This is a genomic window from Streptomyces sp. NPDC058671 (assembly GCF_042716475.1).
Taxonomy (GTDB): Bacteria; Actinomycetota; Actinomycetes; order Streptomycetales; family Streptomycetaceae; genus Streptomyces.
In genome coordinates this window covers 170,389-194,889 of sequence record NZ_JBHXSA010000013.1, presented here as the reverse complement: position 1 = coordinate 194,889, position 24,501 = coordinate 170,389, and the positions used below count along the sequence as shown (strand labels likewise).

20 protein-coding genes and 1 pseudogene are annotated in these 24,501 nt (G+C 73.7%); 10 read left to right on the top strand and 11 right to left on the bottom strand.

Annotated features, from left to right (window positions below):
- Positions 1 to 89: 89 nt before the first annotated feature.
- Entirely contained in the window at positions 90 to 1,379 is a 1,290-nt protein-coding gene (locus ACFWV2_RS18575) for an MFS transporter (RefSeq protein WP_384406108.1), read from the top strand.
- Between the two features lie 89 nt (positions 1,380 to 1,468).
- On the opposite strand, the gene ACFWV2_RS18570 is transcribed toward ACFWV2_RS18575, so the two are convergent.
- From ACFWV2_RS18570 to ACFWV2_RS18550, 5 genes are all read right to left on the bottom strand, one after another.
- Complete coding sequence (locus tag ACFWV2_RS18570) at positions 1,469 to 2,458, bottom strand: TerC family protein (RefSeq protein ID WP_360784971.1); 990 nt, start codon at positions 2,456 to 2,458, stop codon at positions 1,469 to 1,471.
- Between the two features lie 250 nt (positions 2,459 to 2,708).
- Positions 2,709 to 4,787, bottom strand: a complete 2,079-nt coding sequence (locus ACFWV2_RS18565) for a TerD family protein (protein WP_384406092.1) — start codon at positions 4,785 to 4,787, stop codon at positions 2,709 to 2,711.
- Between the two features lie 116 nt (positions 4,788 to 4,903).
- Positions 4,904 to 5,482: a TerD family protein gene (locus ACFWV2_RS18560; RefSeq protein ID WP_360782813.1), complete on the bottom strand. Its 579-nt coding sequence runs from the start codon at positions 5,480 to 5,482 to the stop codon at positions 4,904 to 4,906.
- A gap of 141 nt (positions 5,483 to 5,623) precedes the next feature.
- Entirely contained in the window at positions 5,624 to 7,759 is a 2,136-nt protein-coding gene (gene uvrB, locus ACFWV2_RS18555) for an excinuclease ABC subunit UvrB (protein ID WP_384406091.1), read from the bottom strand.
- 40 nt (positions 7,760 to 7,799) lie between these two features.
- A complete protein-coding gene (locus ACFWV2_RS18550; protein ID WP_384406090.1) occupies positions 7,800 to 8,699 on the bottom strand; it encodes an MHYT domain-containing protein in 900 nt (299 codons plus the stop codon).
- Positions 8,700 to 8,967: 268 nt separating this feature from the next.
- Between ACFWV2_RS18550 and ACFWV2_RS18545 the strand changes: the two genes are divergently transcribed.
- Positions 8,968 to 9,534: a methylated-DNA--[protein]-cysteine S-methyltransferase gene (locus ACFWV2_RS18545; RefSeq protein WP_384406089.1), complete on the top strand. Its 567-nt coding sequence runs from the start codon at positions 8,968 to 8,970 to the stop codon at positions 9,532 to 9,534.
- Between the two features lie 98 nt (positions 9,535 to 9,632).
- Complete coding sequence (locus tag ACFWV2_RS18540) at positions 9,633 to 10,943, top strand: MFS transporter (protein ID WP_384406088.1); 1,311 nt, start codon at positions 9,633 to 9,635, stop codon at positions 10,941 to 10,943.
- 456 nt (positions 10,944 to 11,399) lie between these two features.
- On the opposite strand, the gene ACFWV2_RS18535 is transcribed toward ACFWV2_RS18540, so the two are convergent.
- Complete coding sequence (locus ACFWV2_RS18535; RefSeq protein ID WP_384406087.1) at positions 11,400 to 11,756, bottom strand: cupin domain-containing protein; 357 nt, start codon at positions 11,754 to 11,756, stop codon at positions 11,400 to 11,402.
- A gap of 274 nt (positions 11,757 to 12,030) precedes the next feature.
- Here ACFWV2_RS18535 and ACFWV2_RS18530 point away from each other — a divergent pair.
- Both ACFWV2_RS18530 and ACFWV2_RS18525 read left to right on the top strand, forming a co-directional pair.
- Positions 12,031 to 12,933, top strand: a pseudogene (locus ACFWV2_RS18530) (pseudouridine-5'-phosphate glycosidase); the annotation flags it as partial.
- 230 nt (positions 12,934 to 13,163) lie between these two features.
- Positions 13,164 to 14,078, top strand: coding sequence for a carbohydrate kinase family protein (locus tag ACFWV2_RS18525; RefSeq protein ID WP_384406086.1), 915 nt, complete (start codon positions 13,164 to 13,166; stop codon positions 14,076 to 14,078).
- A 91-nt stretch (positions 14,079 to 14,169) separates the two neighbouring features.
- Here the strand turns inward: ACFWV2_RS18525 and ACFWV2_RS18520 are convergent, their stop codons facing one another.
- Entirely contained in the window at positions 14,170 to 14,814 is a 645-nt protein-coding gene (locus ACFWV2_RS18520) for a uridine kinase (RefSeq protein ID WP_384406085.1), read from the bottom strand.
- A 363-nt stretch (positions 14,815 to 15,177) separates the two neighbouring features.
- Positions 15,178 to 15,822 (bottom strand): winged helix-turn-helix transcriptional regulator, encoded by a 645-nt coding sequence (locus ACFWV2_RS18515; RefSeq protein ID WP_384406084.1) that lies wholly within the window; start codon positions 15,820 to 15,822, stop codon positions 15,178 to 15,180.
- 91 nt (positions 15,823 to 15,913) lie between these two features.
- Here ACFWV2_RS18515 and ACFWV2_RS18510 point away from each other — a divergent pair, with 91 nt between their 5' ends.
- The 3 genes from ACFWV2_RS18510 to ACFWV2_RS18500 all read left to right on the top strand — a co-directional run bounded on the left by ACFWV2_RS18510 (position 15,914) and on the right by ACFWV2_RS18500 (position 18,392).
- Positions 15,914 to 17,125 (top strand): pyridoxal phosphate-dependent aminotransferase, encoded by a 1,212-nt coding sequence (locus tag ACFWV2_RS18510; RefSeq protein ID WP_384406083.1) that lies wholly within the window; start codon positions 15,914 to 15,916, stop codon positions 17,123 to 17,125.
- Between the two features lie 106 nt (positions 17,126 to 17,231).
- Positions 17,232 to 17,690 carry a hypothetical protein gene (locus ACFWV2_RS18505; RefSeq protein ID WP_384406082.1) on the top strand — a complete coding sequence of 153 codons (459 nt, stop codon included), beginning with the start codon at positions 17,232 to 17,234 and terminating at the stop codon, positions 17,688 to 17,690.
- 12 nt (positions 17,691 to 17,702) lie between these two features.
- A complete protein-coding gene (locus tag ACFWV2_RS18500) occupies positions 17,703 to 18,392 on the top strand; it encodes a DUF2293 domain-containing protein (protein WP_384406081.1) in 690 nt (229 codons plus the stop codon).
- Positions 18,393 to 18,439: 47 nt separating this feature from the next.
- Here ACFWV2_RS18500 and ACFWV2_RS18495 read toward each other — a convergent pair whose 3' ends face one another.
- From ACFWV2_RS18495 to ACFWV2_RS18485, 3 genes are all read right to left on the bottom strand, one after another.
- On the bottom strand, positions 18,440 to 19,249 hold the full coding sequence (locus tag ACFWV2_RS18495) for a chaplin (protein ID WP_384406080.1): 810 nt from the start codon (positions 19,247 to 19,249) through the stop codon (positions 18,440 to 18,442).
- Positions 19,250 to 19,375: 126 nt separating this feature from the next.
- Positions 19,376 to 20,635 (bottom strand): SWIM zinc finger family protein, encoded by a 1,260-nt coding sequence (locus ACFWV2_RS18490; protein ID WP_384406079.1) that lies wholly within the window; start codon positions 20,633 to 20,635, stop codon positions 19,376 to 19,378.
- Between the two features lie 58 nt (positions 20,636 to 20,693).
- On the bottom strand, positions 20,694 to 23,576 hold the full coding sequence (locus tag ACFWV2_RS18485; RefSeq protein WP_384406078.1) for a DEAD/DEAH box helicase: 2,883 nt from the start codon (positions 23,574 to 23,576) through the stop codon (positions 20,694 to 20,696).
- Between the two features lie 173 nt (positions 23,577 to 23,749).
- On the opposite strand from ACFWV2_RS18485, the gene ACFWV2_RS18480 reads away from it, so the two are divergent.
- Together ACFWV2_RS18480 and ACFWV2_RS18475 are read left to right on the top strand one after the other, a co-directional pair.
- On the top strand, positions 23,750 to 24,085 hold the full coding sequence (locus ACFWV2_RS18480; RefSeq protein ID WP_384406077.1) for a hypothetical protein: 336 nt from the start codon (positions 23,750 to 23,752) through the stop codon (positions 24,083 to 24,085).
- Between the two features lie 138 nt (positions 24,086 to 24,223).
- Entirely contained in the window at positions 24,224 to 24,493 is a 270-nt protein-coding gene (locus tag ACFWV2_RS18475) for a DUF6343 family protein (RefSeq protein ID WP_384406107.1), read from the top strand.
- Positions 24,494 to 24,501: the final 8 nt, after the last annotated feature.

The following is a 24,501-nucleotide window of genomic DNA, read 5'->3' as shown; positions in this document are numbered from 1 at the left end:
CGGGAGGTCGGCCGGGTAGTTGGCGCCACATGCGCCTCAGTCACTCTCCGTCGCCTCCCGCTCCCCCCGCCGCCCCCGCCGCCCCGTCGATGGCGCGGGTCGCCGCGGCCTCGCTCGTGGGCACCGCCATCGAGTTCTTCGACTTCTTCGTGTACGGGACCGCCGCCGCCCTCGTCCTGGGTCCGCTCTTCTTCCCGACCTTCTCCCCGCTCGCCGGGACCCTCGCCGCCTTCGGCACCTTCGCCGTCGGCTTCGTGGCCCGTCCGCTCGGCTCGATCCTCTTCGGCCACGTCGGCGACCGGTACGGCCGGCGCCCGGTCCTCATGGTCTCCCTGCTCCTGACCGGCTGCGCCACGGTCGCGGTCGGCTGCGTCCCCACGTACGCCACGCTCGGTATCGCCGCCCCCGTGCTGCTGCTCCTCCTGCGCTTCCTCCAGGGCCTGGGGCTCGGCGGCGAGTGGGGCGGGGCGGTGCTGCTCACCGCGGAGCACGCCCCGGCGCACCGGCGGGCGCTCTGGTCGAGCTTCCCTCAGATCGGCCCGGCGATCGGCTTCCTCCTGGCGAACGGGGTGATGCTGGCGCTGTCCGCGGGCCTCAGCGACGCGGAGTTCCGGTCCTGGGGCTGGCGGGTGCCGTTCTGGGCGGCGGGCCTGCTCGCGGCGGCGGGACTGCTACTGCGTTCCTCCCTCGCGGAGACCCCGCAGTTCGAGGAGCTGGCCGCGGCGGGGAAGCGCTCCGGCGCCCCGCTGGCCGAGGTCGCCCGCGACCACTGGCGGCTCGTCCTGCTGACGGCCGGCGCCCTCGCGGTCGGATACGCCACCTTCTACACGGTCTCCACCTGGGCCCTGGCCTACGGCACCGAGCACCTCGGGGTGAGCAGCACGGTGATGCTGACCTGCGTGATGGCGGCGGTGGCGATCAAGGGTGCGGCGACCCCCTTCGTGGCGCTCCTGGCCGACCGCTGGGGCCGCCGTCCGCTCTGTCTCGCGGGGTGCGCGGCCTCCGCGCTCTGGATGTTCCCGCTGGTGGCGCTGTTGCACACGGGACGGCCGTTCCTGATGTTCCTCGGTTTCCTGGGCGCGCTGCTGGCCTTCATCACCATGTTCGCGGTGGTCGCCGCGTACCTCCCGGAGCTGTACGAGCCCCGCGTCCGCTGCACCGGCGCGGCCGTCGGCTACAACCTCGCCGGGGTGCTCGGCGGCGCGCTCACCCCGCTCGTCGCCACCGCCCTCTCCGACGGCGGTTCAGGACCGCCCTGGAGCGTGGCCGCGTATCTGACCGTGGTGGCGCTCGTCAGCCTGGGCTGCTTCGCCCTCCTCCCGGAGACCCTGCCGGCGCGGGCCGTCCCGGAGCCGGTGGCCGATCTGGATCCGGTGTAGACCCGTAGCGGCCCCGTGCGGGGCCGGGGACACGGCGACGGCCGGCCCAGGGAGCTCTCCCCGGGCCGGCCGTCGCCGTGTGCGCCGCGTCAGGCGCCGATGCTGTCCTTCTCGGCTCCGTCGGCGTCGGCCGCGCTCTCGGCGGCTTCCCGCTCCGCCTGCTTCTTGGAGGCGATGAGGCTGGTGATCGTGGTGATGACCAGGACACCGCAGATGACCGCGAGCGAGAACGGGATGGAGATCTCCGGGACGTGCACCCCGGACTCGTGCAGGGCGTGGAGCACGAGCTTGACGCCGATGAAGCCGAGGATCACCGACAGGCCGTAGCTGAGGTGGACCAGCTTCTTGAGCAGGCCGCCGATCAGGAAGTACAGCTGCCGCAGACCCATGAGGGCGAAGGCGTTGGCGGTGAAGACGATGTACGGGTCCTGGGTGAGGCCGAAGATCGCCGGGATGGAGTCGAGGGCGAAGAGGATGTCCGTGGTGCCGATGGCGAGCATGACGACCATCAGCGGGGTCATGATCCGCTTGCCGTTGTTCCGGATGAACAGCTTGGTGCCGTGGTACCGGTCGGCCACGCCGAACTTCTTCTCGACGGTCTTGAGGAGACGGTTCTCCTCAAACTCGTCCTCCTCGTCGTCGGAGCGCGCCTCCTGGATGAGCTTCCAGGCGGTGTAGATCAGGAACGCGCCGAAGATGTAGAAGACCCAGGAGAAGCTGGCGATGATCGCCGCGCCCGCGGCGATGAAGATCGCACGGAGCACCAGGGCGATCAGCACGCCCACGAGGAGCACGCGCTGCTGGAGGTGCGAAGGGACCGAGAACTTCGCCATGATCAGGACGAAGACGAAGAGGTTGTCGACGCTGAGCGACTTCTCGGTGATGTAGCCCGCGAAGAACTCGCCGGACGCCTGGCTGTTGCCCCAGATCAGCAGGCCGATCCCGAAGAGGGCGGCCAGGACGATCCAGACGATGGTCCAGATTCCGGCTTCCTTGACCGACACGTCATGGGGCTTGCGCCCGATGAAGAAGTCGGCACCGATCAGGGCACCCAGACCGAGAATGGTCAGGACCCACATGGTCATTGAAACGTCCACTGCGCCTCCGGCGTCGTACGGCTACTGATCAGCGTCGTCGCTGCCGGAGGTCTCTTCCACCCGGGCGACGGACGAACGCCGCCGGGCCGACGCCCCGGGATCGGATCACCGTGGATCCGTCCGTACTGACGGGTACGCCGCGCTTGGGGAGTACTCCCCTCCGCACCAAGAAGACTACCCGAATACCCAAGAGAAGGTAAAGGGCAGGGTAAAGAGTAGCCAAAAGAGCAGGTCAGGGACGCTTTCCATGGCGAGCATCGGCCACCTGCGCGAGCACCTGACGGAGCACCCCGCTACCCGGCGGAACGAGCGGCGGCTCGTACGACCAGGCGTGGCCCACCCAGGGATCGGCGAGGTGGTCGTCCGGGACGGGGGTGAGCCGCAGCAGCGAACGCCACAGGGGGTCGAGCAGGGGCCCGTACGCCGCCGCGTCCTCCCGGTCCGCGACCATCAGCAGATGGACGCCGACCGACGGTCCCTCGTCGGCGAGATACCGCAGCCGGGTGACCGCCCTGTCGTCGAAGCCGTGCGGGAAGTCGTGCACGAGCAGAAGCTGCCGCGCCGCGTCCAGACCGGGCGGCAGGGCGTCGGCCGCCCCGGCCCGCACCGCCATCTGCAGCAGGTCGACCCGGTCGGTGAGCTGCTCGAGGACCGCGGAGACGCCGGCCGCGCCCCGGGCCGGCGGGGCCGCGAGGACACCCGACTCCACCAGCGGCGCGAGCGAGGTGGCGCCCGCGCCCGCCGGGTCGACGACATGGAGGGCGAACGCCCCTGCCGGGTGCGCCGCGAGCAGCCGGGCCGCGTGCGCGACCGCGCTGTCCAGGGCGAACCGCCGCAGCTCGGTCTCGTCGAGGAGACCGGCGGCTTCCGAGTGCCCACGGCCGCTGTCCACCCAGAGGCCGCGCTCGAGGGGGAGCCGGACGAGCATGGGGATCCGCAGATCCGTCCGCTCGGGGAGGTGGAGGTCGCCGAGCCGGACGGCCATCGGCTCCTCGGCCGGGACGCGGTAGGCCTGCCAGACCGGGTTGTCCCAGCGGGCGTACGCGGCGGGAAGCGCCGGTTCGACGACCTCGGACTCGGCCACGAGCTGCGCGAGGTCCCGGTCCAGGACCGCCTGGGCCCGCTCCACCAGCTCGTCGTGCCGGGCGCGGGCGGCCGCGCGGGCCGCGTCGTTGGCGCTGTCGGCGCGGGCGCGGTAGTCGGAGAGGGTCTGGTCCAGCTCACGGTCGAGCCGGGACTCCGCGAAGTCGCAGGCGCTGCGGTAGGCGGCGGCCGTACGGGCCAGGTCCTCGAACATGCCCCACACCTGGTTGTACAGCCGCTCGTCCATGGACCAGCCCGACGCGTCCCCGGCGACCGGCGCGGGCGGGGCCTGCCGGGGCTCGGTCGTGGGGGCGGTCCGGCGGCGGGGGTGGGCGTAGTCGATGGGGCCGCCGGTGTGGGTGCCCGTCGGGTGCGCGGGCCCGGGCGCGGGAGCCGCCGGGTCGGTGACGGGTGCGGTCGCGTCGGTGCCCGCCGTTGGCACGGGCGGGCCGCTGCCCGTCGTGGGTGCCGCGGGGTGTGCCGCGGGCGTGGGCGCGGCCGTGTGGGTGGCCGGCGCGGTCGCGCCCGTGCGCGTCGTGGGTGCGGTGGTGCCGGTGTCCGGCACGGTGGCGGGCGGTGGCGGTGTCGCCGGGGTGGTCGGGGCCGGGTTCGTGGCCGGCACCGGTGCCGTGTGGCGTACGCGCTCCGTCTCGGGGGCGCGCTGCGGCGGCGCCGGAGCCGGCGCGACCGTCTCCAGGATCGCCGCCGCCAGATCGGCGGCCCGTTCCAGGCCCTGGTCGCCGAGGAGCGCGGCGAGACCGCCCTCGTACCCCTGGCCCATGGCACGGACCTTCCAGGCGCCCTGCCGCCGGTACAGCTCCAGGGCGACGACGGCGGACTCGCTGTCGAGACCGGTGATCGTGTAGCTGGCGATCTCGGCGCCGTCGGCGCCGGCGACGGCGACGAAGGGCGCGGCGACTGCTCCGAACCGAGCGGCTCCCTCGGTGCGCGCCGCCGGCAGGGCCAGGAGCACCGAGACGCGGTGGACGGTGCCGGGGACCGCCTCCAGGTCGACGGTCAGCCGGTGGTCGGCGGCGGCCTCGCGGGAGACGTCGACGCCGGGGAGGGAGGGCGAGCCGGGGTGGGCGATCCACTCCCCGCCCGGGACCCTGCCCCGCTCGTCGCCGAGGGTGGCTCCGGCGAGGACGGGGTGACCGGCCGACACCCGGATCTCAAGGCGGGTGTCGGGCAGGGGGTGGTTCTGCCCCCGGACCAGCTCGGCCGTCATCGACTCTGTCCCCTCAGCGTTACCGGGCTCGGTGTGAAGCGATCGTGTGGTTCATGCGGGACAGCTCCCGGTGGCCTGTCGCCTCCGGGAGCTGTGGTGCGTGCCGCGCGGGCCGTCTACAGGTGCGGCAGGATGGCGGGCATCAGGTCCTGGAAGGTGCGCCCGTTGGCCGGGTTGCCCAGGGCGGTCATCTGCCAGCCGGTGCCGACCCGGTGGACCTTCGCCATGATCTGGGCGGTGTAGTTGCCGCCGCCGTCGAGGGTGTAGCGCGCGAGCTCCTGCCCGTTCGTCTCGTCGACGATGCGGCAGAAGGCGTTCTGCACCTCCTGGAACGTCTGGCCGGTGAAGGAGTTCACCGTGAAGACGATCTGGTCGATGTGGACCGGGACCCGCTCCAGGTCGACGAGGACCGCCTCGTCGTCGCCGCCCTGGCCGGCGCCGCCCACGAGGTTGTCACCGGTGTGCTTGACCGAGCCGTCGTCACTGACCAGGTGACGGAAGAAGACCACGTCGACCGGCTGCTTGTCGGCGAAGAGGACAGCCGAGGCGTCCAGGTCGATCTCCCGGGTCCGCGAACCGAAGAGACCGCGGCGCGGCGCGGCCTGCCAGCCGAGGCCCATCCGCACCTGGGTGAGGTTGCCCCCGCCCTTCTTCTCCAGGCTGATGGCCTGCCCCTTGGTCATGTTGACCGACACGCGTATGCCCCTCTCGTTAGCGTTCCCCGCGCCCGCTGTTCCGGTGCGTGCGGTTGTCCGTCACCCTACGCAGCACCACTGACACCGAGGAGGCGCGGTCCGGTTTCGTGTCGGTCTTGCAACACACCGGACCGCGTCCGGTCAGGCGAGTCCCGCCTCCTTCATCTGGCGCAACTCCTTCTTCAGGTCTCCCACTTCGTCACGGAGCCTGGCGGCCACCTCGAACTGCAGCTCGGCGGCGGCGGCGCGCATCCGGGCGGTCATCTCCTCGATGATCGCGGCCAGTTCCGTGGCGGGCCGGTCTCCGAGCTCCACCGTCGATCCGGCCTTGCCTCTGCCCTTGCCCTTGACGCCGTGGGCGGCGAGCGCGGGGACGGGGGCCTTGGCGCCCTTGCCCTCCTTCGCCTGGCGGTAGCCGCTGCCGAGCAGTTCCTCGGTGTCGATCTCCTCGCGCGCGATGGTCGCGACGATGTCGTTGATCTTCTTGCGGAGCGGCTGCGGGTCGATGCCCCGCTCCGTGTTGTACGCGATCTGCTTCTCGCGGCGCCGGTTGGTCTCGTCGATGGCCTGCTCCATCGCCGGGGTGATCCGGTCCGCGTACATGTGGACCTGGCCCGACACGTTTCGGGCGGCGCGGCCGATCGTCTGGATCAGGGAGGTCCCGGAACGCAGGAAGCCCTGCTTGTCGGCGTCGAGGATCGCCACGAGCGACACCTCGGGGAGGTCGAGGCCCTCCCGGAGGAGGTTGATGCCGACGAGGACGTCGTACTCGCCGGCCCGCAGCTCGCGGAGCAGCTCGATGCGGCGCAGGGTGTCGACGTCGCTGTGCAGGTAGCGGACCTGGATGCCGAGTTCCAGGAAGTAGTCGGTCAGGTCCTCTGCCATCTTCTTGGTGAGGGTGGTGACGAGGACCCGCTCGTCGCGCTCCGTGCGCAGCCGGATCTCGTGGACCAGGTCGTCGATCTGCCCCTCGGTGGGCTTGACGACGACCTCGGGGTCGACGAGGCCGGTGGGGCGGATGATCTGCTCGACGAAACCGTCGCCCCGGGACAGCTCGTACGTCCCCGGGGTCGCGGAGAGGTAGACGGTCTGGCCGATCCGCTCCTGGAACTCCTCCCACTTCAAAGGGCGGTTGTCCAGGGCGGACGGCAGCCGGAAGCCGTGGTCGACCAGGGTCCGCTTGCGGGAGGCGTCGCCCTCGTACATGGCGCCGATCTGCGGCACGGTGACGTGCGACTCGTCGATGACGAGCAGGAAGTCCTCGGGGAAGTAGTCGAGGAGGGTGTTGGGCGCGGTGCCGGGCCCGCGGCCGTCGAAGTGCATCGAGTAGTTCTCGATGCCGGAGCAGGAGCCGATCTGGCGCATCATCTCGATGTCGTACGTGGTCCGCATGCGCAGCCGCTGCGACTCCAGGTGCTTGCCCTGCTTGTCGAGCTCGGCGAGGCGGCCCTCCAGCTCGCGCTCGATGTCGTTGACCGCGCGCTCCATGCGCTCGGGGCCCGCGACGTAGTGGCTGGCGGGGAACACGTACAGCTCGCGGTCCTCGCTGATGACCTCGCCGGTGAGGGGGTGGAGGGTGGAGAGGGCCTCGATCTCGTCGCCGAACATCTCGATGCGGACGGCCAGCTCCTCGTACACCGGGAAGATCTCGATGGTGTCGCCGCGGACGCGGAAGGTGCCGCGGGTGAACGCCAGGTCGTTCCGTGTGTACTGGATGTCGACGAAGCGGCGGAGCAGCTTGTCGCGGTCGAACTCCTCGCCGACCTTCAGCGGGACCATCCGGTCCACGTACTCCTGTGGCGTGCCGAGGCCGTAGATGCAGGAGACGGAGGCGACCACGATGACGTCCCTGCGGGTGAGCAGGGAGTTCGTCGCGGAGTGGCGGAGACGCTCCACCTCCTCGTTGATGGAGGAGTCCTTCTCGATGTACGTGTCCGACTGCGGCACGTACGCCTCGGGCTGGTAGTAGTCGTAGTACGAGACGAAGTACTCCACCGCGTTGTTCGGCAGGAGCTCGCGGAACTCGTTCGCCAGCTGGGCGGCCAGCGTCTTGTTCGGCGCCATCACCAGGGTGGGGCGCTGGAGCTTCTCGATCATCCACGCGGTGGTGGCGGACTTTCCGGTGCCCGTGGCACCGAGGAGCACGACGTCCTTCTCCCCCGCGCGGACACGCCGCTCGAGGTCGGCGATGGCCGCGGGCTGGTCACCGCTGGGCTGGTAGGAGCTGACGACCTCGAAGGGCGCCACCGAACGTTCGATCTTGGAAACGGGCCGCATGCAACCACCGTACGACCCGGCACCGACAGCCGGGCGGTGATCACCAGTCCTGGGAGCGGTGGCCGCCCCGGGCGGCGGTCCTGCGGGCGGCGCGGCCGGCGGGCCGGGACGTCCAGTTGGCGGGCTCGCCGTAGGACGGGACGTGGCGGGGGGCCGGCACGCCGGGGCGGTGCGGGGTCCGGGCCGCGGGCCCCTGCCAGTCCGGGTCGCCCATCACGAGCAGCGGGTCGAACATGACGACGACGGCGGCGAGGATGAGGAAGACCGCCGGGCCGAGCAGCATCGGCAGCAGGAGCGAGGTGGCGGCGTCACCGGTGTTGGTGGCGGGTTCGGTGCTGTGGAGACGGACGCTGACCGCCGCCATGGCGGTGTAGTGCATCCCGCTGACGGCGACGCCCATCACGAGGCTGGCACCGAGGCTGGCCAGGAATCCCCGCACGGAGACGGCCGCCCAGAGGGCCACGGTGGCCGCCACGACGGCGATGACCACGGAGAGGGCGACGGTGGACGTGTCGTACTCGATCCGCCCCTGAAGACGCATTCCGGCCATGCCCAGGTAGTGCATGGTGGCCACACCGAGACCGGTGATGGTGCCGCCGGTGACCAGGGTGAGGGCCGTGGCCCCCCGGTAGCCCACGATGAAGATGCCGATACCGACCATCAGGACGGCGACGCCCAGGCTGGCGAAGGTGATCGGGCGGTCGTAGTTGATGGGTGCCTGGTGGACGGAGAAGCCCATCATGGCGATGAAGTGCATGGTCCAGATGCCGGAGCCGATCGACGTGGCACCGAGCGCGAGCCAGCCCGCCTTGAAGCTGTCACGGTGGCGGAGCGATCTCGTGGTGCACCGGAGGCCGAGAGCGCCGCCGAGGCACGCCATGAGAAAGGCGGCCACCGGCGTGACCAGGCCGTAACTGAATCCGTCGACCGTGCCGTGCATGAGCGTGTGTCCTCCACCCCTGGTGCCACGTCGTCCGAAAACAGTCGGTACCGCTGGGTAGTACTACCGGGCGAGATTATGGCGCGCCGCAGGCCTCCGGACCACGTGACCGGGGAATTACCGGTCGTGAGATCGGAGCGGTGCCGGGCCGTGACCTCCCTGGCGGGCCGAAGCGGCGCGCGTGCGGCGACGGCGGGAAAACGTTCTCCACCGGTCCGGCGAGCCGTTCCCCTCCGGGCTGTCAGTGGCGGGTCGTACCGTGGGCGGCATGGACATCGAAGCGGGGCCGACGGGCGGCGGGCGGGCCGTCCCCGCGGAGTGGACCGTCGTGGAGAGCGCCATCGGGCCGCTCTTCCTCGCCGCCACCGCGCGGGGGCTCGTGCGGGTGGAGTTCCACGCCGACGCGGCGCGCCGGGAGCAGATGCTCGCCCGCCTGGCGGGTCAGCTCGGGGCGGAGCCGGTGGAGCGTGCCTCGGGGCTGCTCGCGGGCGCGATACGTCGGCTGGACCGGTACTTCGCGGGCGAGCCCGGCGATGTGGGACTGCCGCTGGACTGGAGCCTGACGGCCGGGTTCAGCCGGCAGGTGCTGCGTGCGCTGGCGTCGACCGTGCCGTACGGGACGGTCGTCGGGTACGGGGAGCTGGCCCGGCGCGTGGGGCAGCCGGGGGCCGCGCAGGCGGTCGGGGCGGCGATGGGCTCCAATCCGCTGCCCCTGGTGGTGCCGTGCCACCGCGTGGTGGAGAGCGACGGTGGCCTCGGCGGCTTCGGGGGCGGCCTGGAGACCAAGCGACAGCTGCTGGCCCTGGAGGGGGTGCTGCCCGCCCCGCTGTTCTGAACGGGGTGGGCGTCCCGAGAAGCGGGGCGGGCGTCCCGAGAAGCGGGGCGGTCGGTGGACCGGGGACGTTTCCCTCGGGTGGGGTCGCTGGCACACTCATGTCAGTGACCAAGACCCCCGACGCCCCTGACGCTGATGACTCCGTCGCCGCCTCCTCTCCCGAGCGCCTCGCCGTCGTCGGCGCCGCCCTGCCCGCGGTCCGCCGCCGGATCCAGGCCGTGCTCATCGCCACCCAGGTCCTCGGGGGTCTCGGCATCGCCACCGGCGTCGCCCTGTCCGCCGTCCTGGCCAGGGACGTCAGCGGTTCCGAGGCCCTCTCCGGTCTGGCGTCGACGGCGACGGTGGCCGGTCCCGCGCTCCTCGCGATGCCGCTGGCCGCCCTGATGGCCTCGCGGGGCCGCAGAGCCGGGCTCGTCCTCGCGTACCTCATCGGAGCGCTCGGGGCCGGGGTCGCGGTCCTCGGGGCCGTCGTCGACAGCTTCCCCCTGCTTCTCGTCGGGCTCGTGGGCTTCGGCGCCGGGTCCTCGGCGAACCTGGCGGCCCGCTTCGCCGCCGCCGACCTGGCCGAACCGGACCGCAGGGCTCGGGCCATCTCCACGGTGGTGTGGGCGACCACGATCGGGGCGGTGCTCGGACCGAACATCGCCGCGCCGGCCGGGGAGAGCGTCTCGGGCCTCGGGATACCGGCCACCGCCGGGCCCTTCGTCTGGGCCGCCGGTGTCTTCGTCGTCGCGGCGGCCGTGGTGGCGACGCTGCTGCGCCCCGATCCGCTCCTCACCGCCCGCGCGCTGACCGACACCGACGCGCGCGAAGAGGCGGAAGGGCGCTCGCTCCGCGCCGGGATGCGGGTCGTCCGGGAGTCCCCCCGGGCCCGTCTCGCCCTGGTCACCGTCGCCGCCTCGCACACCGCGATGGTGTCGATCATGTCGATGACCCCCGTGGCGCTCACCCACCACGGGGCGGACATCCAGCTGGTGGGGCTGGTGATCAGCGGGCACATCGCCGGCATGTACGCCTTCTCGCCCGTGATGGGCTGGCTGTCCGACCGGCTGGGACGGCTGTCGGTGATCGGGCTCGCGGTCGGGCTGATCGCCGTGGCGGCGCTCGTCGCGGGCACGGCGGGAGCCGACCACGGCCGGACCGCCCTGGGGCTCTTCGTCCTCGGCCTGGGCTGGTCGGCCGGTCTGGTGTCGGGCTCGGCGCTCCTCACGGACTCGGTGCCGCAGGCGGCGCGGGCGGCGGTCCAGGGGCTCTCCGACTTCGTCATGAACACCTGCGCCGGTATCGGCGGCCTGGCGGCGGGCCTGATCGTCGCGAAGGCGGGGTACGGGCCGCTGAACGCGATCGCCGCGTGCCTGCTGCTGCCGATGGCGGCGCTGGCGATCCGCGGCTCGTCGCGAAAGGCCTGACCCGCCGGGTCCGTACGGAACCGGGGGGAGGAGGCCGCGCGGGCGAGGCGACGCGGGGCCGGTCGACTTCTGCCCGCCTCGCGCGCGAGGCGGAGGCCGAGGCGGGAGCAGGCGGAGAGGCTGTACACCGGTGCGGCGCATCGGACCGCGTGCGCGCCGTGGATCGGGCGCCCGCGTCACGGGCGGGGGCACGAGCGACCGGCCGGGTGGCGATTCGGGGCGCCGCGCGGCGGGGTGATAACGGGCGGCTGGGTCCAAGCTCTCACTGAGCGCGTCACGCCGGTGGGGACGGGCGCCGCCCCCCGGCCGCTGCCCGGGAGGCCGGCCGACAGGCAGGTTGCCTCCCGGACCCGGAACCACCCCGGTCCCCCCCCGGGACTTCGAGCGTCTTCCGAGGGGCCTGCAGGGGCGGTCCCGACGAACCGGGGGCGGCCTCGCGGAAGGTTTCGTCAGGCCTCAGAGGCTGATGTGGTACGCCTTGCGGAGGGTCTCGTGGACGGTCCACGTCGTACGGTCGCCCTCGCGCAGCACACAGGCGTCACCCGGGCCGATCTCCAGGGTGTCCCCGCCCTCGACGGCCACGGTCGCCCGGCCGGAGACCACCACGAAGAGCTCGTCGGCCTCGGTGTCGGTGACGACGCCGGGCGTGATCTGCCAGATGCCGCGCAGCTGCTTGCCGTCGGCGGACTCCCACAGCAGCTTGCCCGTCACCTCGGGCGTGCCGGAGACGATCTGGCCGGGGTCGAGCGGCTCCGCTTCGAGCTCCTCGTCGGGGATGTGCACGGCGAAGGAGGGCTGGTCGTGTGTCGTCATGGGCGGTGACTGTAGCGGGGTTCCGAGGCGGCCCCGAGGCCGGGACCGGGTGGATGAACACCCTCCGCTTCGCCTCCCACCAGGCGCGATGCCCGAATCGTGCGACGACGACGAAATCCGTACCGCCCCTTCGGCACGGTACCCGGCGGGTGCGGCGGCCGACTCGGACGACGCCGCCGGGCCCGCCGTGACGGATTCCGAAGGCGCCGGCCTGCGGGTGGCGGGTGCTCGCCGAGGAGGTTTGCGAGGCCCACGGTCGCGCCAGGAATGGGACATGTCCACACAGGTGTCCGAAGAGGTAAGGGAAGCGCTTCACGAGGGGCGTCCCGTCGTCGCGCTGGAATCGACGATCATCGCCCACGGCCTGCCGCGCCCGCGCAACCTCGCCGTCGCCCTGGAACTGGAGGCGCTGGTACGGGCCGGGGGCGCCGTCCCCGCCACCGTCGCCGTGGTCGACGGCACGGCCAGGGTCGGCCTGGACCGGACGGCCCTGACCCGGATCGCCGAGGACCCGGCGGTACGCAAGCTCGGCCACCGCGATCTGGCCCCGGCCCTGGCGTCCGGCGCGACCGGGGCGACGACGGTCTCGGCGACGGCCCGGCTCGCGGACGCGGCCGGCATACGGGTCTTCGCGACCGGCGGCCTCGGCGGCGTGCACCGCGAGTGGGCCGAGACCCAGGACGAGTCCGCCGACCTGCGGCTGCTCGCCCGCGTCGGGATCACGGTCGTGTGCGCCGGGGTCAAGTCGATCCTCGACGTGCCCGCGACGCTCCAGCGCCTGGAGACCCTGGGGGTGACGGTCGTCGGGTACGGCACGGAGCACTTCCCCGGCTTCTACCTCTCCTCCTCGGGCGAGCCGGTCGACTGGACACTGCGGACCCCGGAGGAGGTGGCCGGGGTGATACGGGCGCAGGACCGGCTGGGCGAGCCCCGGGCGGCACTCGTCGTCGCCAATCCCGTGCCGGAGTCGGACCAGCTGGATCCCGCGCTCCACGACCGGGTGCTCGCGGGCGGCCTGGCGGCGGCGAAGGAGAAGGGGATCGTGGGGCAGGGGGTGACGCCGTTCCTGCTGGAGTACCTGACGGTGCACACGGAGGGGGCGTCCCTGGAGGCCAATCTGGCGGCGGTACGGGGCAATGTCCGGCTGGCGGCGAGCATCGCGGGGGCGTACGGAGCGGGGGAGGCGGCGGGCGCCGGGGCGTCAGCGGGCGGGGCGTCGGTCGGCGCGGGGAAGGCGGCCGAGGCGGGGGCGCGAGGCGGCGACGCGGGGGCGAGACCCGCGGCGGGGACGCCGACCGATGCCGCGGTGGGGTCGGGCAAGGCGGGCTCAGGGCCCGGGGACGCCGTGGCGAAGCCCGGCCCGGGGACCGCGCCCGGCGGCGGGACCGTACGCGGTTCGGTCGGTCGGTGAGCGGGGCGCCCGGCGCGCTGCTCGTCGTCGGGGACGTGGTCACGGACGTCGTCGCCCGGCACCGGACCCCGCTCGCCCCCGCCACGGACACGGCGGCGACGATCCGGACCCTTCCGGGGGGCGCGGGGGCCAACGCGGCCTGCTGGGCGGCGCGTTCCGGGCGCGGGGAGGTGCGGCTCCTCGGCCGGGTGGGCGCGGACGCGGCGGCCTGGCACGAGCGGGCACTGCTCCGCGCGGGCGTGCGCCCCCTGCTGGTGCCGGACGCGGAGGCGGCGACGGCCACCGTGATCGCGCTCGTGGACGCCTCGGCGGAGCGCACCTTCCTCACCGACAGCGGCGCCGCCCTGCGCCTCTCCCCCGGCGACTGGTCCGCCGCGCTGCTCGAGGGCGTGACCCGGCTGCATCTGTCGGGTTACCTGTTCTTCGCCGAGCCGAGCCGCGAGACGGCCGTGCGTGCGCTGCGGGACGCACGGAACGCGGGCGTGCCGGTGAGCGTGGACCCGGCCTCGGCGGGATTCCTCACGGAACTGGGGGCGGACCGGTTCCTGACGTCGGTGGAGGGCGCCGAGACCCTGCTGCCCAACGCCGACGAGGCCCGGACGCTCACCGGCCATCGTGCACCGGAGGCGGCGGCAGCCGAGTTGAGCCGCCTCTTCCCGCTGGTCGTCGTCACCCTCGGGGCGGCGGGCGCGCTGGTCGCCGAGGGCGGGGCGGTCACCACGCGGGTGGCGGCGCCCCCGGTGCGGCCGGTGGACTCGACGGGCGCGGGAGACGCGTTCGCCGGGGCGTTCCTGGCCGCGCGACTCGCGGGCGCGGATCCGGCGCAGGCCGCCGAGGCAGGCTGTCGCGCGGGCGCGGAGGCGGTCACCGTGGTCGGCGGCCGCCCACCGGACCGGATGCCCGGCGACTGATGTCTCCAGGCAGCCGGACGACCCCCGGACGTCCCCGCCGCGCGCCCCTCGCCCGAGGACGAGAAACCGGGGGGACGTACCGCCGGAGGACCTACTGCCCGAGGCCCGTCCAGGCCGGGTGGCGGGGGTCGTCGGCGCGTACGACGGCGTCGGCGGTCGCGCCGGGGTCGACCTCCGACTCGTACCGTGCGAAGGCCGGCAGGGTCCAGGCGTCCTCGGTGCGCCGGGCGAGGGCGGCGGCCGAAAGACGCAGGTGCACGGTGAGGTCGAAGGGGAACCAGTGGCCGAGCAGGAAGGGCCCGTGCACCACCAGGATCCCGCCCGGAGGCAGCGTGACGTACGGGCTGCGGGTCGCGCGGTCCCGTACCGGGTCCCACAGGTCGGGCAGCACGCGCCCGGAGCCGCCCGGCTCCAGCGGGCTGAACACCTCCCGCCACAGGGCCCCGATGTCGGTCCACCCGTCGTAGTACGCGTCGGGGTCCCGCTTCCCGTACTCGAACCGGAGGGACGCGGGCCGCAGGAAGCCGACCGTCCCCACGACGTGGACCGCGCGCCCGCGCGCCCGCAGCGCCTCGGCGAGCAGGGCGGCGAGTTCGCCCCCGGGGGCGGCGGCCGGTCCGTCGACGCCGACCTTGAGCCACTCGCCACCGTCGCCGGGGGTGGACGTGTCGAGGTGCCCGGCGAGCGCCTCCGCCAGCCGTTCCCAGGTGATCGCCTCGTATCGTGTCCCGCTCACCCCCTCATCCTGCCCGCAGCGGCCACGGCGCGGGCGCCGGGGCGTACGCAACGGCCCGACCTCGTCACCGGCCTCACGGTTCGACCCTCGGCCCATGCCACTGTCAGCCGCAGGGAGGCGCCGTCACTGGAGGCCGCCGAGGGGTACCCCCGGGGGCCCAGGGCTGGTCGTCACGCGCCGGCGACGATCGGGCGGCGCGGCCGGCCGACTCCTTCCAGCGTGCGACCTGGAGCGCCCTGGCGTCCCTGACCCGTGCGAGCCCGGAAGGCGGCGGGCAGCGACCGGCCCCGGCAGCAGGCGGTCGGCGGCCCGCGACCGGCCCCGGCGGCCGGCGGTCAGCAGCCGACGGCCAGCGGTCGGCGATCAGCGGACCCCGACAGCCGAGGCCCTCCGTACGAAAGTCGCGCGGCCCGCCTCGATCGCCTCGGTGAGCGTCAGTTCTCCGCCCGCGAGGGCCCGGCAGGTCGCCGTGTCGGTCCGGAGCCGCGCGTCCGGCTCCCTCGCCGTGCCGGCGCCGTACACGCCGTCCCCGTACGCGACGCTCCCGTCGTCCCCGACCCGTACGTGGAACTCGCCCTCGTCCAGGGTCACCTGCACGACGCCCTCACCCAGCCCGGCGAGCACCCCGAGGAGCGGAATCGCGTACCAGTGCGCGCGGACGGCGTCGGTGGGCCGGGGTTCGCCGAGTTCCGGCGCCCCCCAGGCGGCGAGGGCGCGCAGCACCGGCTGCAGCTCGCGTCCGCGCGGGGTGAGTTCGTACACGAACGCCGAGGCGGGCGGCGGCAGTCGGCGTCGGGTGACGAGCTCGGCGGCCTCCATGTCCTTGAGGCGGCCGGCGAGCATGTCCGTGCTGACGCCCGGCAGATCGGCGTGGAGGTCGGTGTAACGGCGCGGCCCGGCGAGGAGTTCGCGGACGACGAGCAGGGTCCAGCGGTCGCCGACGAGGTCGAGGGCGCGCGCGGCGGCGCAGTGCTGGTCGTAGCTGCGGCGGCGTGGCTGACGTGGCATGCGACGCAGTCTAGACATGTTGTTGGACTTTCCAAGCTCGAACTTGGTAAAACCAAGCAACACTGTTTCCGGGGACTTGGGGAGGTCGGACATGGAGTTCCGGCAGTCGAGCAAACTCAGCGAGGTCTGTTACGAGATCAGGGGCCCGGTCATCGAGCACGCCAACGCGCTGGAGGAGGCGGGCCACAGCGTCCTGCGCCTCAACACCGGCAATCCGGCGCTGTTCGGGTTCGAGGCGCCCGAGGAGATCGTCCAGGACATGATCAGGATGCTCCCGAAGGCCCACGGGTACACCGATTCCCGCGGCATCCTCTCCGCCCGCCGCGCCGTGGCCCAGCGCTACCAGGCCATGGGGCTGCCGGAGGTCGACGTCGACGACGTCTTTCTCGGCAACGGTGTCTCGGAACTCGTCTCCATGGCCGTGCAGGCCCTCCTGGAGGACGGCGACGAGGTGCTGATCCCGGCCCCGGACTTCCCGCTGTGGACGGCGGTCACCACCCTCGCGGGCGGCAAGGCCGTGCACTACCTGTGCGACGAGTCGGCCGACTGGTACCCGGACCTCGACGACATGGCGTCCAAGATCACCGACCGGACCCGTGCCGTGGTCATCATCAACCCCAACAACCCCACCGGCGCGGTCTATCCGAAGGAGATCGTCGAGGGCATCCTCGATCTCGCCCGACGCCACGGCCTGATGGTCTTCGCCGACGAGATCTACGACCAGATCCTCTACGACGAGGCCGTCCACCACCCGGCCGCCTCCCTCGCCCCCGACCTGGTCGTCCTCACCTTCGGCGGGCTCTCCAAGACGTACCGGGTGGCGGGCTTCCGCTCCGGCTGGCTGGTCGTCACCGGCCCGAAGCAGCACGCCAAGAGCTATCTGGAGGGCCTCACCATGCTGGCCTCCATGCGGCTCTGCCCCAACGCCCCCGCCCAGTACGCCATCCAGGCCGCGCTCGGCGGCCGCCAGTCGATCCACGAGCTGACCGCCCCCGGCGGCAGGCTCCGCGAACAGCGCGACCGGGCCTGGGAGAAGCTCAACGAGATCCCCGGCGTCTCCTGCGTGAAGCCGAAGGGAGCCCTGTACGCCTTCCCACGCCTCGATCCCGCCGTGCACAGGATCCACGACGACGAGAAGTTCGTCCTCGACCTGCTCCTGCGCGAGAAGATCCAGGTCGTCCAGGGAACCGGCTTCAACTGGCCGCGCCCGGACCACTTCCGCATCCTGACCCTGCCGTACGCCGATGACCTGGACGCCGCGATCAGCCGCATCGGCCGCTTCCTGAGCGGCTACCGGCAGTGACGTCCCGCCCCTTGACTGTCATGATCTGAAGGTCCGAAGGATCTTCGGACCCGACGGGGGAACCGGCCGCGGACACGGCCGGAGGAGACGGGAGGGGCGGCCGGTCATGGATGTGGCGCTGATAGCGGTGGCGGGAACCCTGTTGGGTGTCATCGCCACCCACTGGTTCCAGGCCCGGGCCACGGAGCGCACGGCCTCGCTCGCCCGCACCGAACAGCTCCGCCAGGAGCGGATCGCGACCTACAGCGCCTACGCGGGCGCGGTCGTCGACTACCGGCACAGCCAGAACGACCGCTGGTTCCGGGCCGCGGAGGAGCCCGGCTCCGCGGAGGCCGAAGAGTCCCGCCACGCCTCCTACCGGCAGCGGACCAACGCGCGACAGGCGCTCTTCCGCGTCCAGTTGGTGTGCGACGACGCCCACGTCCGCCGCCTGGCCGAGGCCGCCTTCCTGGAGACCCACTGCATGCACGAGGCGGTGGGAGAGACGGAGCGGGCCCGCCGCTCCGAGCAGGCGAAGGAAGCGCTCGCCCGCTTCGTCTCCGCCGCCGCGCCCGGCGTCCGCTGAGCGGGGGCGGCCATGGACCTCGTCGCGCCCGTCGTCGTCGAACCGCTCAGACGCCCCCGCTGCTCGGAGTGCCGGCAGGGGCCGCTGGAACGCATGATCGTCGAGTTCGGTGCGCCGGTCTGCCTGGACTGCGCCGACCTGGGACATCTGGTCTTCCTGCGCCGGGGCGACACGGCGCTGACCCGCCGCGCCCGCGAGGGCAGTGCGCTGTGGGCGGTGGTGGTACGGCACAACCGGCGCCGTACACGGTACGAGCGTCAGGGCCTCCTCGTGGAGGAGGCGGCGCTGGCCGAGGCGGAGTCGGCCTGCCTGGCCGACGCCGAGGCGCGGGCCAGGCGCCGGGCCAGGGACGCGGTGCGGCGCGCGGCACTCGACGAGGAGATCACCGAGGTCCTCCGGGCGGAGATCCTGCGGCTCTTCCCCTCCTGCCCGGCGGACCGGGCCACCGAGGTCGCCGTCCACGCCTCCGCGAAGGGCAGTGGGCGGGTCGGGCGCACGGCCGCGGGCCGCTCGCTCGACCGAGGCGCCGTCACGGCGGCGGTACGCGCCTCCGTACGGCACGTCGACACGCCGTACGACACGCTGCTGATGCGCGGGGTTCCTCGGCACCAGGCCCGGACGAGGGTCGCACCCGCCATCGAGGCGGTGCTCCGGGCCTGGCGTAGCGGCGGCGAGAACGCCGTCGGCAGGGGACGCGGCTGACGGCTCGGGTGTCAGCGCGCCTCGGCCGGACCGCGAGGGCGGGACCTTCAGGCCTGGTCTCCGGCGCGGCGCGCGCGACGGTACAGCAGGGCGCCACCGAGCAGCAGCGCGGCGCTCGCGCCGGCGGCGTAGCCGAGGGTGTCCGCACCGGTGGCGGCCAGCGCGACCGGGCTCGTCTCACCCTGCGGCGCGGGGGCCGGAGCGGGCTTCTCCGCCTCGGGCTCCGTCTCGGTCTCCGTCTGCGGGACCGGCACGTTCCGCACGGGGGTCTGCGGGCGCGGCGTCGGCTTCTCGATCGGCTGCGCCGGCTTCGCGGGGCCGTTGACCGCCGTGTTGCCGAAGACCGGGTTGAGCAGGCCGACGACGTTGACCGAGTTCCCGCTGACGTTCACGGGGAGATCGACCGGCAGCTGGAGCCCGTTCCCGGAGAGGACTCCGGGAGAGCCCGCGGCGACGCCCTCGGCCGTGGATCCGCCGCCGGTGGACGAACCGGCCCCCGGCCCGCCACCGTGGGAGCCGCCGGCCTGCTCGCCACCGCGCGGGGTGCCGGGCAGGTCCTTGTGGGACCGGCCGCCGCCGTCCTCCGACCCGTAGCCCTTGGGCTCGGGCGCGGCGGAGCGGTTGGCGCAGCTGTTGCCGAAGGCCGGGTTGAGCAGACCGACGACGTTGACCGTGTTCCCGCAGACGTTGACCGGCACGTGCACCGGCAGCTGAACCGTGTTGCCTGAGCCGACGCCCGGCGAGCCGACCGCGGCGCCCTGTGCGCCGGAGTCGGCGTGCGCGGCGCCCGCCGAGAGCGCGAGCGCCCCACCCGTGACCAACAGTGTGGCCAGACCACTTCGGCGAATCTGCCTCATGGCTTCCTGCCTTCCGGAGGTGTGCACGGGCAAGTGCCCGTACCCGAATCAACGCGACAAACACACGTGCCGGATCCGGCCGTTGAGTTGATTCACTCCATCGAGTGGGGCCTGTTCGAGTGTCGGTCAGCGTCCCAGCAGGTCGGTGAGGGCCCCGACCGGGTCCGGATCGGGGGCGCCGCGCGGCCACCAGTCCTCGCGGCCGGCGTCCGACTCGTAGCCGTACCAGAGGCCGTCGCGGCCGAGGCGGAGCTGGAGGGACTCGGTGGAGAGCCGGTTGCGCCAGGGTCTGAAGGCGGGGAAGTCGGCTGCGATCAGCGCCGGTCGGGCGCGGTCGAACGGTCCCGCCGGCGGATCCCAGGGCGCTTCGAGGACGGCGAGCCCCGCGGCTCCGCCCTGACGCCAGGCCGCGACGGCGCGGGCGAGGTCCGTGGGGGTGCGGTCGAGCGCGTACGCCAGGTCACGGTAGAGGGCGCGGGTCGAGGCGGTGAGCCCGGAGCCGGGGTGCGCGGCGGCGAGCCGGACGGCGTCCTGCCAGGGGGTGAGCGCGGCGACCGGGTCGCGCCCGGTGCTGAGGAACACGTGGGCGCGGGCGGCGGCTTCGGTGGCGAGGAGGTCGAGGGCGAGCGGGTCGGGGGCGGCGGGGTCGGGCGGGAAGACGGCGGGGCGTCCTGGGCGGTCCGGAAGCGGCAGGGGCGGGGGCAGCGGCGGCGCGGGCCGGTCCGTCGCGTCGAGTACGGCACGGGCGGGGACCGTGGGCATCGGGGGCGCGGCCGCGATCGTCTCGGCGGCGGACCGGGCCGCGTTGCGCCGGGTGAGTTCGGCGAGGAGCTCCTGCTCTCCGCGGCCGCGCATCAGGAAGAGGACGAACGGGTCCTCGTCGAGGAGCCGCGCCGCCTGGTAGCAGAGGGCGGCGGCGTGCTTGCAGGGATAACCGTCGTCCGGGCAGGTGCAGTCGGGGACGAGGTCGCCCGGCGCGGGCAGCAGCCCGGTGATCGCCCCCAGTGCGTGCGGCACGTCCTTGTCGAGGAGGGCGGCGATGTGGTCGGGGCGGGCGGTGGCTTCGTCGAGGAACCGCTCCCAGCCGTCGTCGCCGAGCGTCCGCATCCGGATCTCGGCGCGGTACGGGCGGGCGCGGCTGCCGTGGACGTACGCGACGACCCGGCCGGGGGTGACGGTGATCGCGTCGACGTGGCCGCGTCCCGCGTACGCCTTGCCGCGGGCGAGGCGGGCCGGGTCGAGGGCGGTGTCCTCCAGTGCGTCGACCCATGCGTTGCCCCACCAGGTGGCGGCGAACCGTCCGTCGGGGGTCTCGCGCGGCGCGACCTGCGGGAAGCTGCGGCGGCGCTCGTCGTGGCGGGGGGCGGCTCCCCTGGCGCTGTTCACGCAGGCCTCCTCGGGGACACGAAGGGCCTCCTCAGGCTCAGCGACGGCCTCCTCCGGTTCACGAGGGCCTCCTCAGGGACACCAGGTCGGCGAGCTCCCGGTCGGTCAGCTCGGTGAGGGCCGCCTCGCCGGAGCCGAGGACGGCGTCGGCCAGTGCCCGCTTGGCGCGGAGCATCTCGGCGATCCGGTCCTCGACCGTGCCCTCGGCGACGAGCCGGTGGACCTGCACCGGCTGGGTCTGTCCGATGCGGTAGGCCCGGTCGGTGGCCTGCTCCTCCACGGCCGGGTTCCACCAGCGGTCGTAGTGGACGACATGACCGGCCCGGGTGAGGTTGAGGCCGGTGCCCGCGGCCTTGAGGGAGAGCAGGAACACCGGGACCTCGCCGGCCTGGAAGCGGTCGACCATCCGCTCCCGCTCCGCCACCGGGGTGCCGCCGTGGAGGAGTTGGGCCTGGATGCCGCGCGCGGCCAGATGGTCGGCGAGGAGCCGTGCCATCGACACGTACTGGGTGAAGACGAGCACCGACCCGTCCTCCGCGAGGATCGTGTCGAGGAGCTCGTCGAGCAGTGCGAGCTTCCCCGAGCGGCCGGCGAGCCGTGCGGTGCCCCTGCCGGAGGGCGCCTGTTCCTTCAGGAACTGCGCGGGGTGGTTGCAGATCTGCTTGAGGGAGGTCAGCAGCTTCATGACGAGGCCTCGGCGGGCCATGCCCTCGGCCTCCTCGATCCGCGCCATGGTCTCGCGGACGACCGCCTCATAGAGCGAGGCCTGTTCCCGGGTGAGGGCGACGGGATGGTCGGACTCCGTCTTCGGCGGCAGCTCGGGGACGATGCCGGGGTCGGACTTGCGGCGGCGCAGCAGGAAGGGGCGCACGAGCCGGGCGAGTCGCTCGACCGCCTCCTCGTGCTCGATCTCCTCGTGGTTCTCCACGGCGCGGGCGTGCCGGGAGCGAAAGGCCTTGAGCGGGCCGAGGAGACCGGGTGTGGTCCAGTCGAGGAGCGCCCAGAGTTCGGACAGGTTGTTCTCCACGGGGGTGCCGGTCAGAGCGACCCGGGCGGGGGCGGGGATCTCGCGCAGCGCCCGCGCGGTCGCGGAGAACGGGTTCTTGACGTGCTGGGCCTCGTCGGCGACGACCATCCCCCACTCCTGCTCGGCCAGCCGGGCGGCGCTGGTGCGCAGGGTGCCGTACGTGGTGAGGACGAAACCGCCGTCGACGCCGTCGAGGTCGCGGTCGGCGCCGTGGAAGCGCCGCACGGGCACGCCGGGGGCGAACTTCCCCACCTCCCGCTGCCAGTTGCCCAGCAGGGACGCGGGGCAGACGACGAGGGTCGGGGCGCGGCGGGCACGGCGCAGATGGAGGGCGATGAGGGTGACGGTCTTGCCGAGGCCCATGTCGTCGGCGAGGCAGCCGCCGAGACCGAGCGAGGTCATCAGGTCGAGCCAGGCGAGGCCGCGCAGCTGATAGTCGCGGAGGGTGGCCGTGAGTCCGGGCGGGGCCTGCACGTCCTCGGGCCCGGCGAGCAGCCGGTCGCGGAGCGCGGCGAGCGCGCCGACGGGGACGGCGGGCACGGTCTCGCCGTCCACCTCGGCGGTGCCGGTGAGGGCGACGGCGAGGGCGTCGACCGGTTCGAGCAGGCCCAGTTCCCGCTTGCGCGCCTTGCGGACGAGGTCGGGGTCGACGACGACCCACTGGTCACGGAGGCGCACGATGGGCCGGTGAGCCTCGGCAAGCCGGTCCATCTCGCGCTCGGTGAGCGGGTCGCCGTCGAGGGCCAGCTGCCAGTTGAAGCGGAGGAGTTCCTCGCTGTCGAAGAAGGCCGTGCCGTCGGTCGCGGAGCCGGGTGCGGTCCGGTCGGCCCGGACGACGGCGGAGGCACTGAGCGAGCGGGCAAGCTCACGAGGCCAGTGGACGGCGACTCCGGCGTCGGCGAGCCGGGCGGCGGCGGGGCCGAGCAGCTCGTACAGCTCGTCCTCGGTGACGGCGAGGACGTCGGGCACGTCCCGCTCCAGGAGCCGGCCGAGCGGGGGCCAGACCCGGGCGGCACGGCGCAGCGCGAGGACGGCGTCGATCCGGGCGCGGGGTCCGAAGTGCTCCCCCTCCCCCGCCCACAGGGCGGTGGCGTCGATGACGAGGGTCGGGTCGGCGAGGCTGTGGACCTGGAGGAGCGCGGCGGCCGCGCGGCGCCCACCTCCGCGTTCCGCGCCCTCGCCCTCGCCCTCGCCCTCGCCCTCGGAAGGTTCGGTGCCGGCGGCCGCGTCGAACAGCTCGGACGGCGAGAGGTCCAGGCGGAGCGAGACCCGGACGCCCGCGTCCATCCCCGCCGCCGCCTCGGCGGCCCAGGCACGCGCGCGGGGCAGGTGCTGGGGCGCACGGGAGGCGAACGGCGCTCCCACCGCGTGGGCGGCGGCCGGGGTGCGGGGCAGCACGTCGGCGACCGCGTCGAGGAACGCGCGCACGAGCGCCTCGGGATCGGGCAGACGCAGCGGCCCCGGTCCGGGCACGGGCACGGCGTGCGCCTCGTACGGGAGGGCCGCGGCGACGGCCCGCAGGTGGGCGATGTCGTCGGCGTCCAGGGGCCCCGCCCGCCAGGCGTCCAGGTCGTCGGCGGTCAGGCCCGGCAGCATCCGGCCGCGGGCCGTCAGGTGCAGTGCGTGGAGGGCGGCGGCGCCCCAGCCCGCGGTGGCGGGGTGGGCTGCAGGGTGGCGGCGGGCCGCGACGAGATGGGGCAGGGCGGCGTCGACGGGGAGGGACAGGGCGGGCACGGCACGGCCGCGGGCGCCGCTGCCGTGCCGCCGGGCGACGGTCAGCTCGACACGCTCCGCTCCGCTGTCCGCCGGGTCCGGCAGCGCCCCGCCGTCGGGGGTCCAGAAGGCGACCCGCCCCTCCCGGGGCAGGGCGGCCGGAAGGAACACGGCGGCGCTGGTGATCCAGGTGTGTGTCACTGCTCCGCGCTCCTTCCACCGGTGACGGATGTCGACTGGAACTCCGACCTTACGGGCGGGGTCTGACAACGCCCGTCGGGCACGCTCCCCCGGGCGGCCCAGCAGCGGATGACACCCGGCTCCGGGGGCGGGAGGGTGGCGGGGAACGCCTCCACCACAGAAGAGGATCCGCCATGTCCGTTCGCCGGCGTCTCACGACCGCCACCGGGGCCGTGCTGCTCACTCTCGCCGTCGCGGGTTGCTCGGGCCTGGGGCGCACCGCCGTGGGCACGATCGAGTATGAGACGGAACGTGAGGCGGCGGTCATGGTGACGAGCCCGCTGGTGAAGGGCTGCCACCGCCTGGCGCCGGCCGGCGCCACCAAGGTCGAGAACAACACCCTGGTCGACATCGTGCTGTACCCGACGCGCGACTGCGAGGGCAAGGACTCCACCTACCTCCCGAGCAACAGCGGCGACGGGATCGTGCCCGGCAGCCCGCCGTGGCGCAGTTACAGCGTCGTCCACTAGCCGCGCGTCCGACGGCACGCGCCCGGCCGCTTGTGGTGGACGCACACCCCGGGCGCCCGGTCCGGTTCCCCTCCCCCGTCCCGGGGTCCATCCTGGAAGTGCCTCCAGCTGCTTCGACGGGGAGGGTGGGTGACCGTCATGCGTACCGGGAACGAGCCGGCGACCGCGCGCAGCGCCCTGCGGTTGCGGTTCTGGCTGAGCGTGTGGGGTCTGCTCTGGGCCGCCTTCGGTACGGCCGCGTTCGCGCTGGTGGGCCGCCCCGGCTGGGCCGTGGCGTGCGGCGTGCTGTTCCTGGTGGTCACGTTCGACCTGGTGATGGTGGTGCTCCGTCTTCACCAGGGCCCGCACTGGCAGCCCGGCCGGAACGTCCCCCCGTACGAACCCGATCACGGCGGCACCGGACGATGAGCGCCTCG

Bases quoted from the DNA above. Each gene is read 5' to 3' on its own strand.
- ACFWV2_RS18575 (WP_384406108.1), top strand. From the start codon at position 90: ATGGCGCGGGTCGCCGCGGCCTCGCTCGTGGGCACCGCCATCGAGTTC.
- ACFWV2_RS18570 (WP_360784971.1), bottom strand. From the start codon at position 2,458: ATGTGGGTCCTGACCATTCTCGGTCTGGGTGCCCTGATCGGTGCCGAC.
- ACFWV2_RS18565 (WP_384406092.1), bottom strand. From the start codon at position 4,787: ATGACGGCCGAGCTGGTCCGGGGGCAGAACCACCCCCTGCCCGACACC.
- uvrB (WP_384406091.1), bottom strand. From the start codon at position 7,759: ATGCGGCCCGTTTCCAAGATCGAACGTTCGGTGGCGCCCTTCGAGGTC.
- ACFWV2_RS18550 (WP_384406090.1), bottom strand. From the start codon at position 8,699: ATGCACGGCACGGTCGACGGATTCAGTTACGGCCTGGTCACGCCGGTG.
- ACFWV2_RS18545 (WP_384406089.1), top strand. From the start codon at position 8,968: ATGGACATCGAAGCGGGGCCGACGGGCGGCGGGCGGGCCGTCCCCGCG.
- ACFWV2_RS18540 (WP_384406088.1), top strand. From the start codon at position 9,633: ATGTCAGTGACCAAGACCCCCGACGCCCCTGACGCTGATGACTCCGTC.
- ACFWV2_RS18535 (WP_384406087.1), bottom strand. From the start codon at position 11,756: ATGACGACACACGACCAGCCCTCCTTCGCCGTGCACATCCCCGACGAG.
- ACFWV2_RS18515 (WP_384406084.1), bottom strand. From the start codon at position 15,822: ATGCCACGTCAGCCACGCCGCCGCAGCTACGACCAGCACTGCGCCGCC.
- ACFWV2_RS18510 (WP_384406083.1), top strand. From the start codon at position 15,914: ATGGAGTTCCGGCAGTCGAGCAAACTCAGCGAGGTCTGTTACGAGATC.
- ACFWV2_RS18505 (WP_384406082.1), top strand. From the start codon at position 17,232: ATGGATGTGGCGCTGATAGCGGTGGCGGGAACCCTGTTGGGTGTCATC.
- ACFWV2_RS18500 (WP_384406081.1), top strand. From the start codon at position 17,703: ATGGACCTCGTCGCGCCCGTCGTCGTCGAACCGCTCAGACGCCCCCGC.
- ACFWV2_RS18495 (WP_384406080.1), bottom strand. From the start codon at position 19,249: ATGAGGCAGATTCGCCGAAGTGGTCTGGCCACACTGTTGGTCACGGGT.
- ACFWV2_RS18480 (WP_384406077.1), top strand. From the start codon at position 23,750: ATGTCCGTTCGCCGGCGTCTCACGACCGCCACCGGGGCCGTGCTGCTC.
- ACFWV2_RS18475 (WP_384406107.1), top strand. From the start codon at position 24,224: ATGCGTACCGGGAACGAGCCGGCGACCGCGCGCAGCGCCCTGCGGTTG.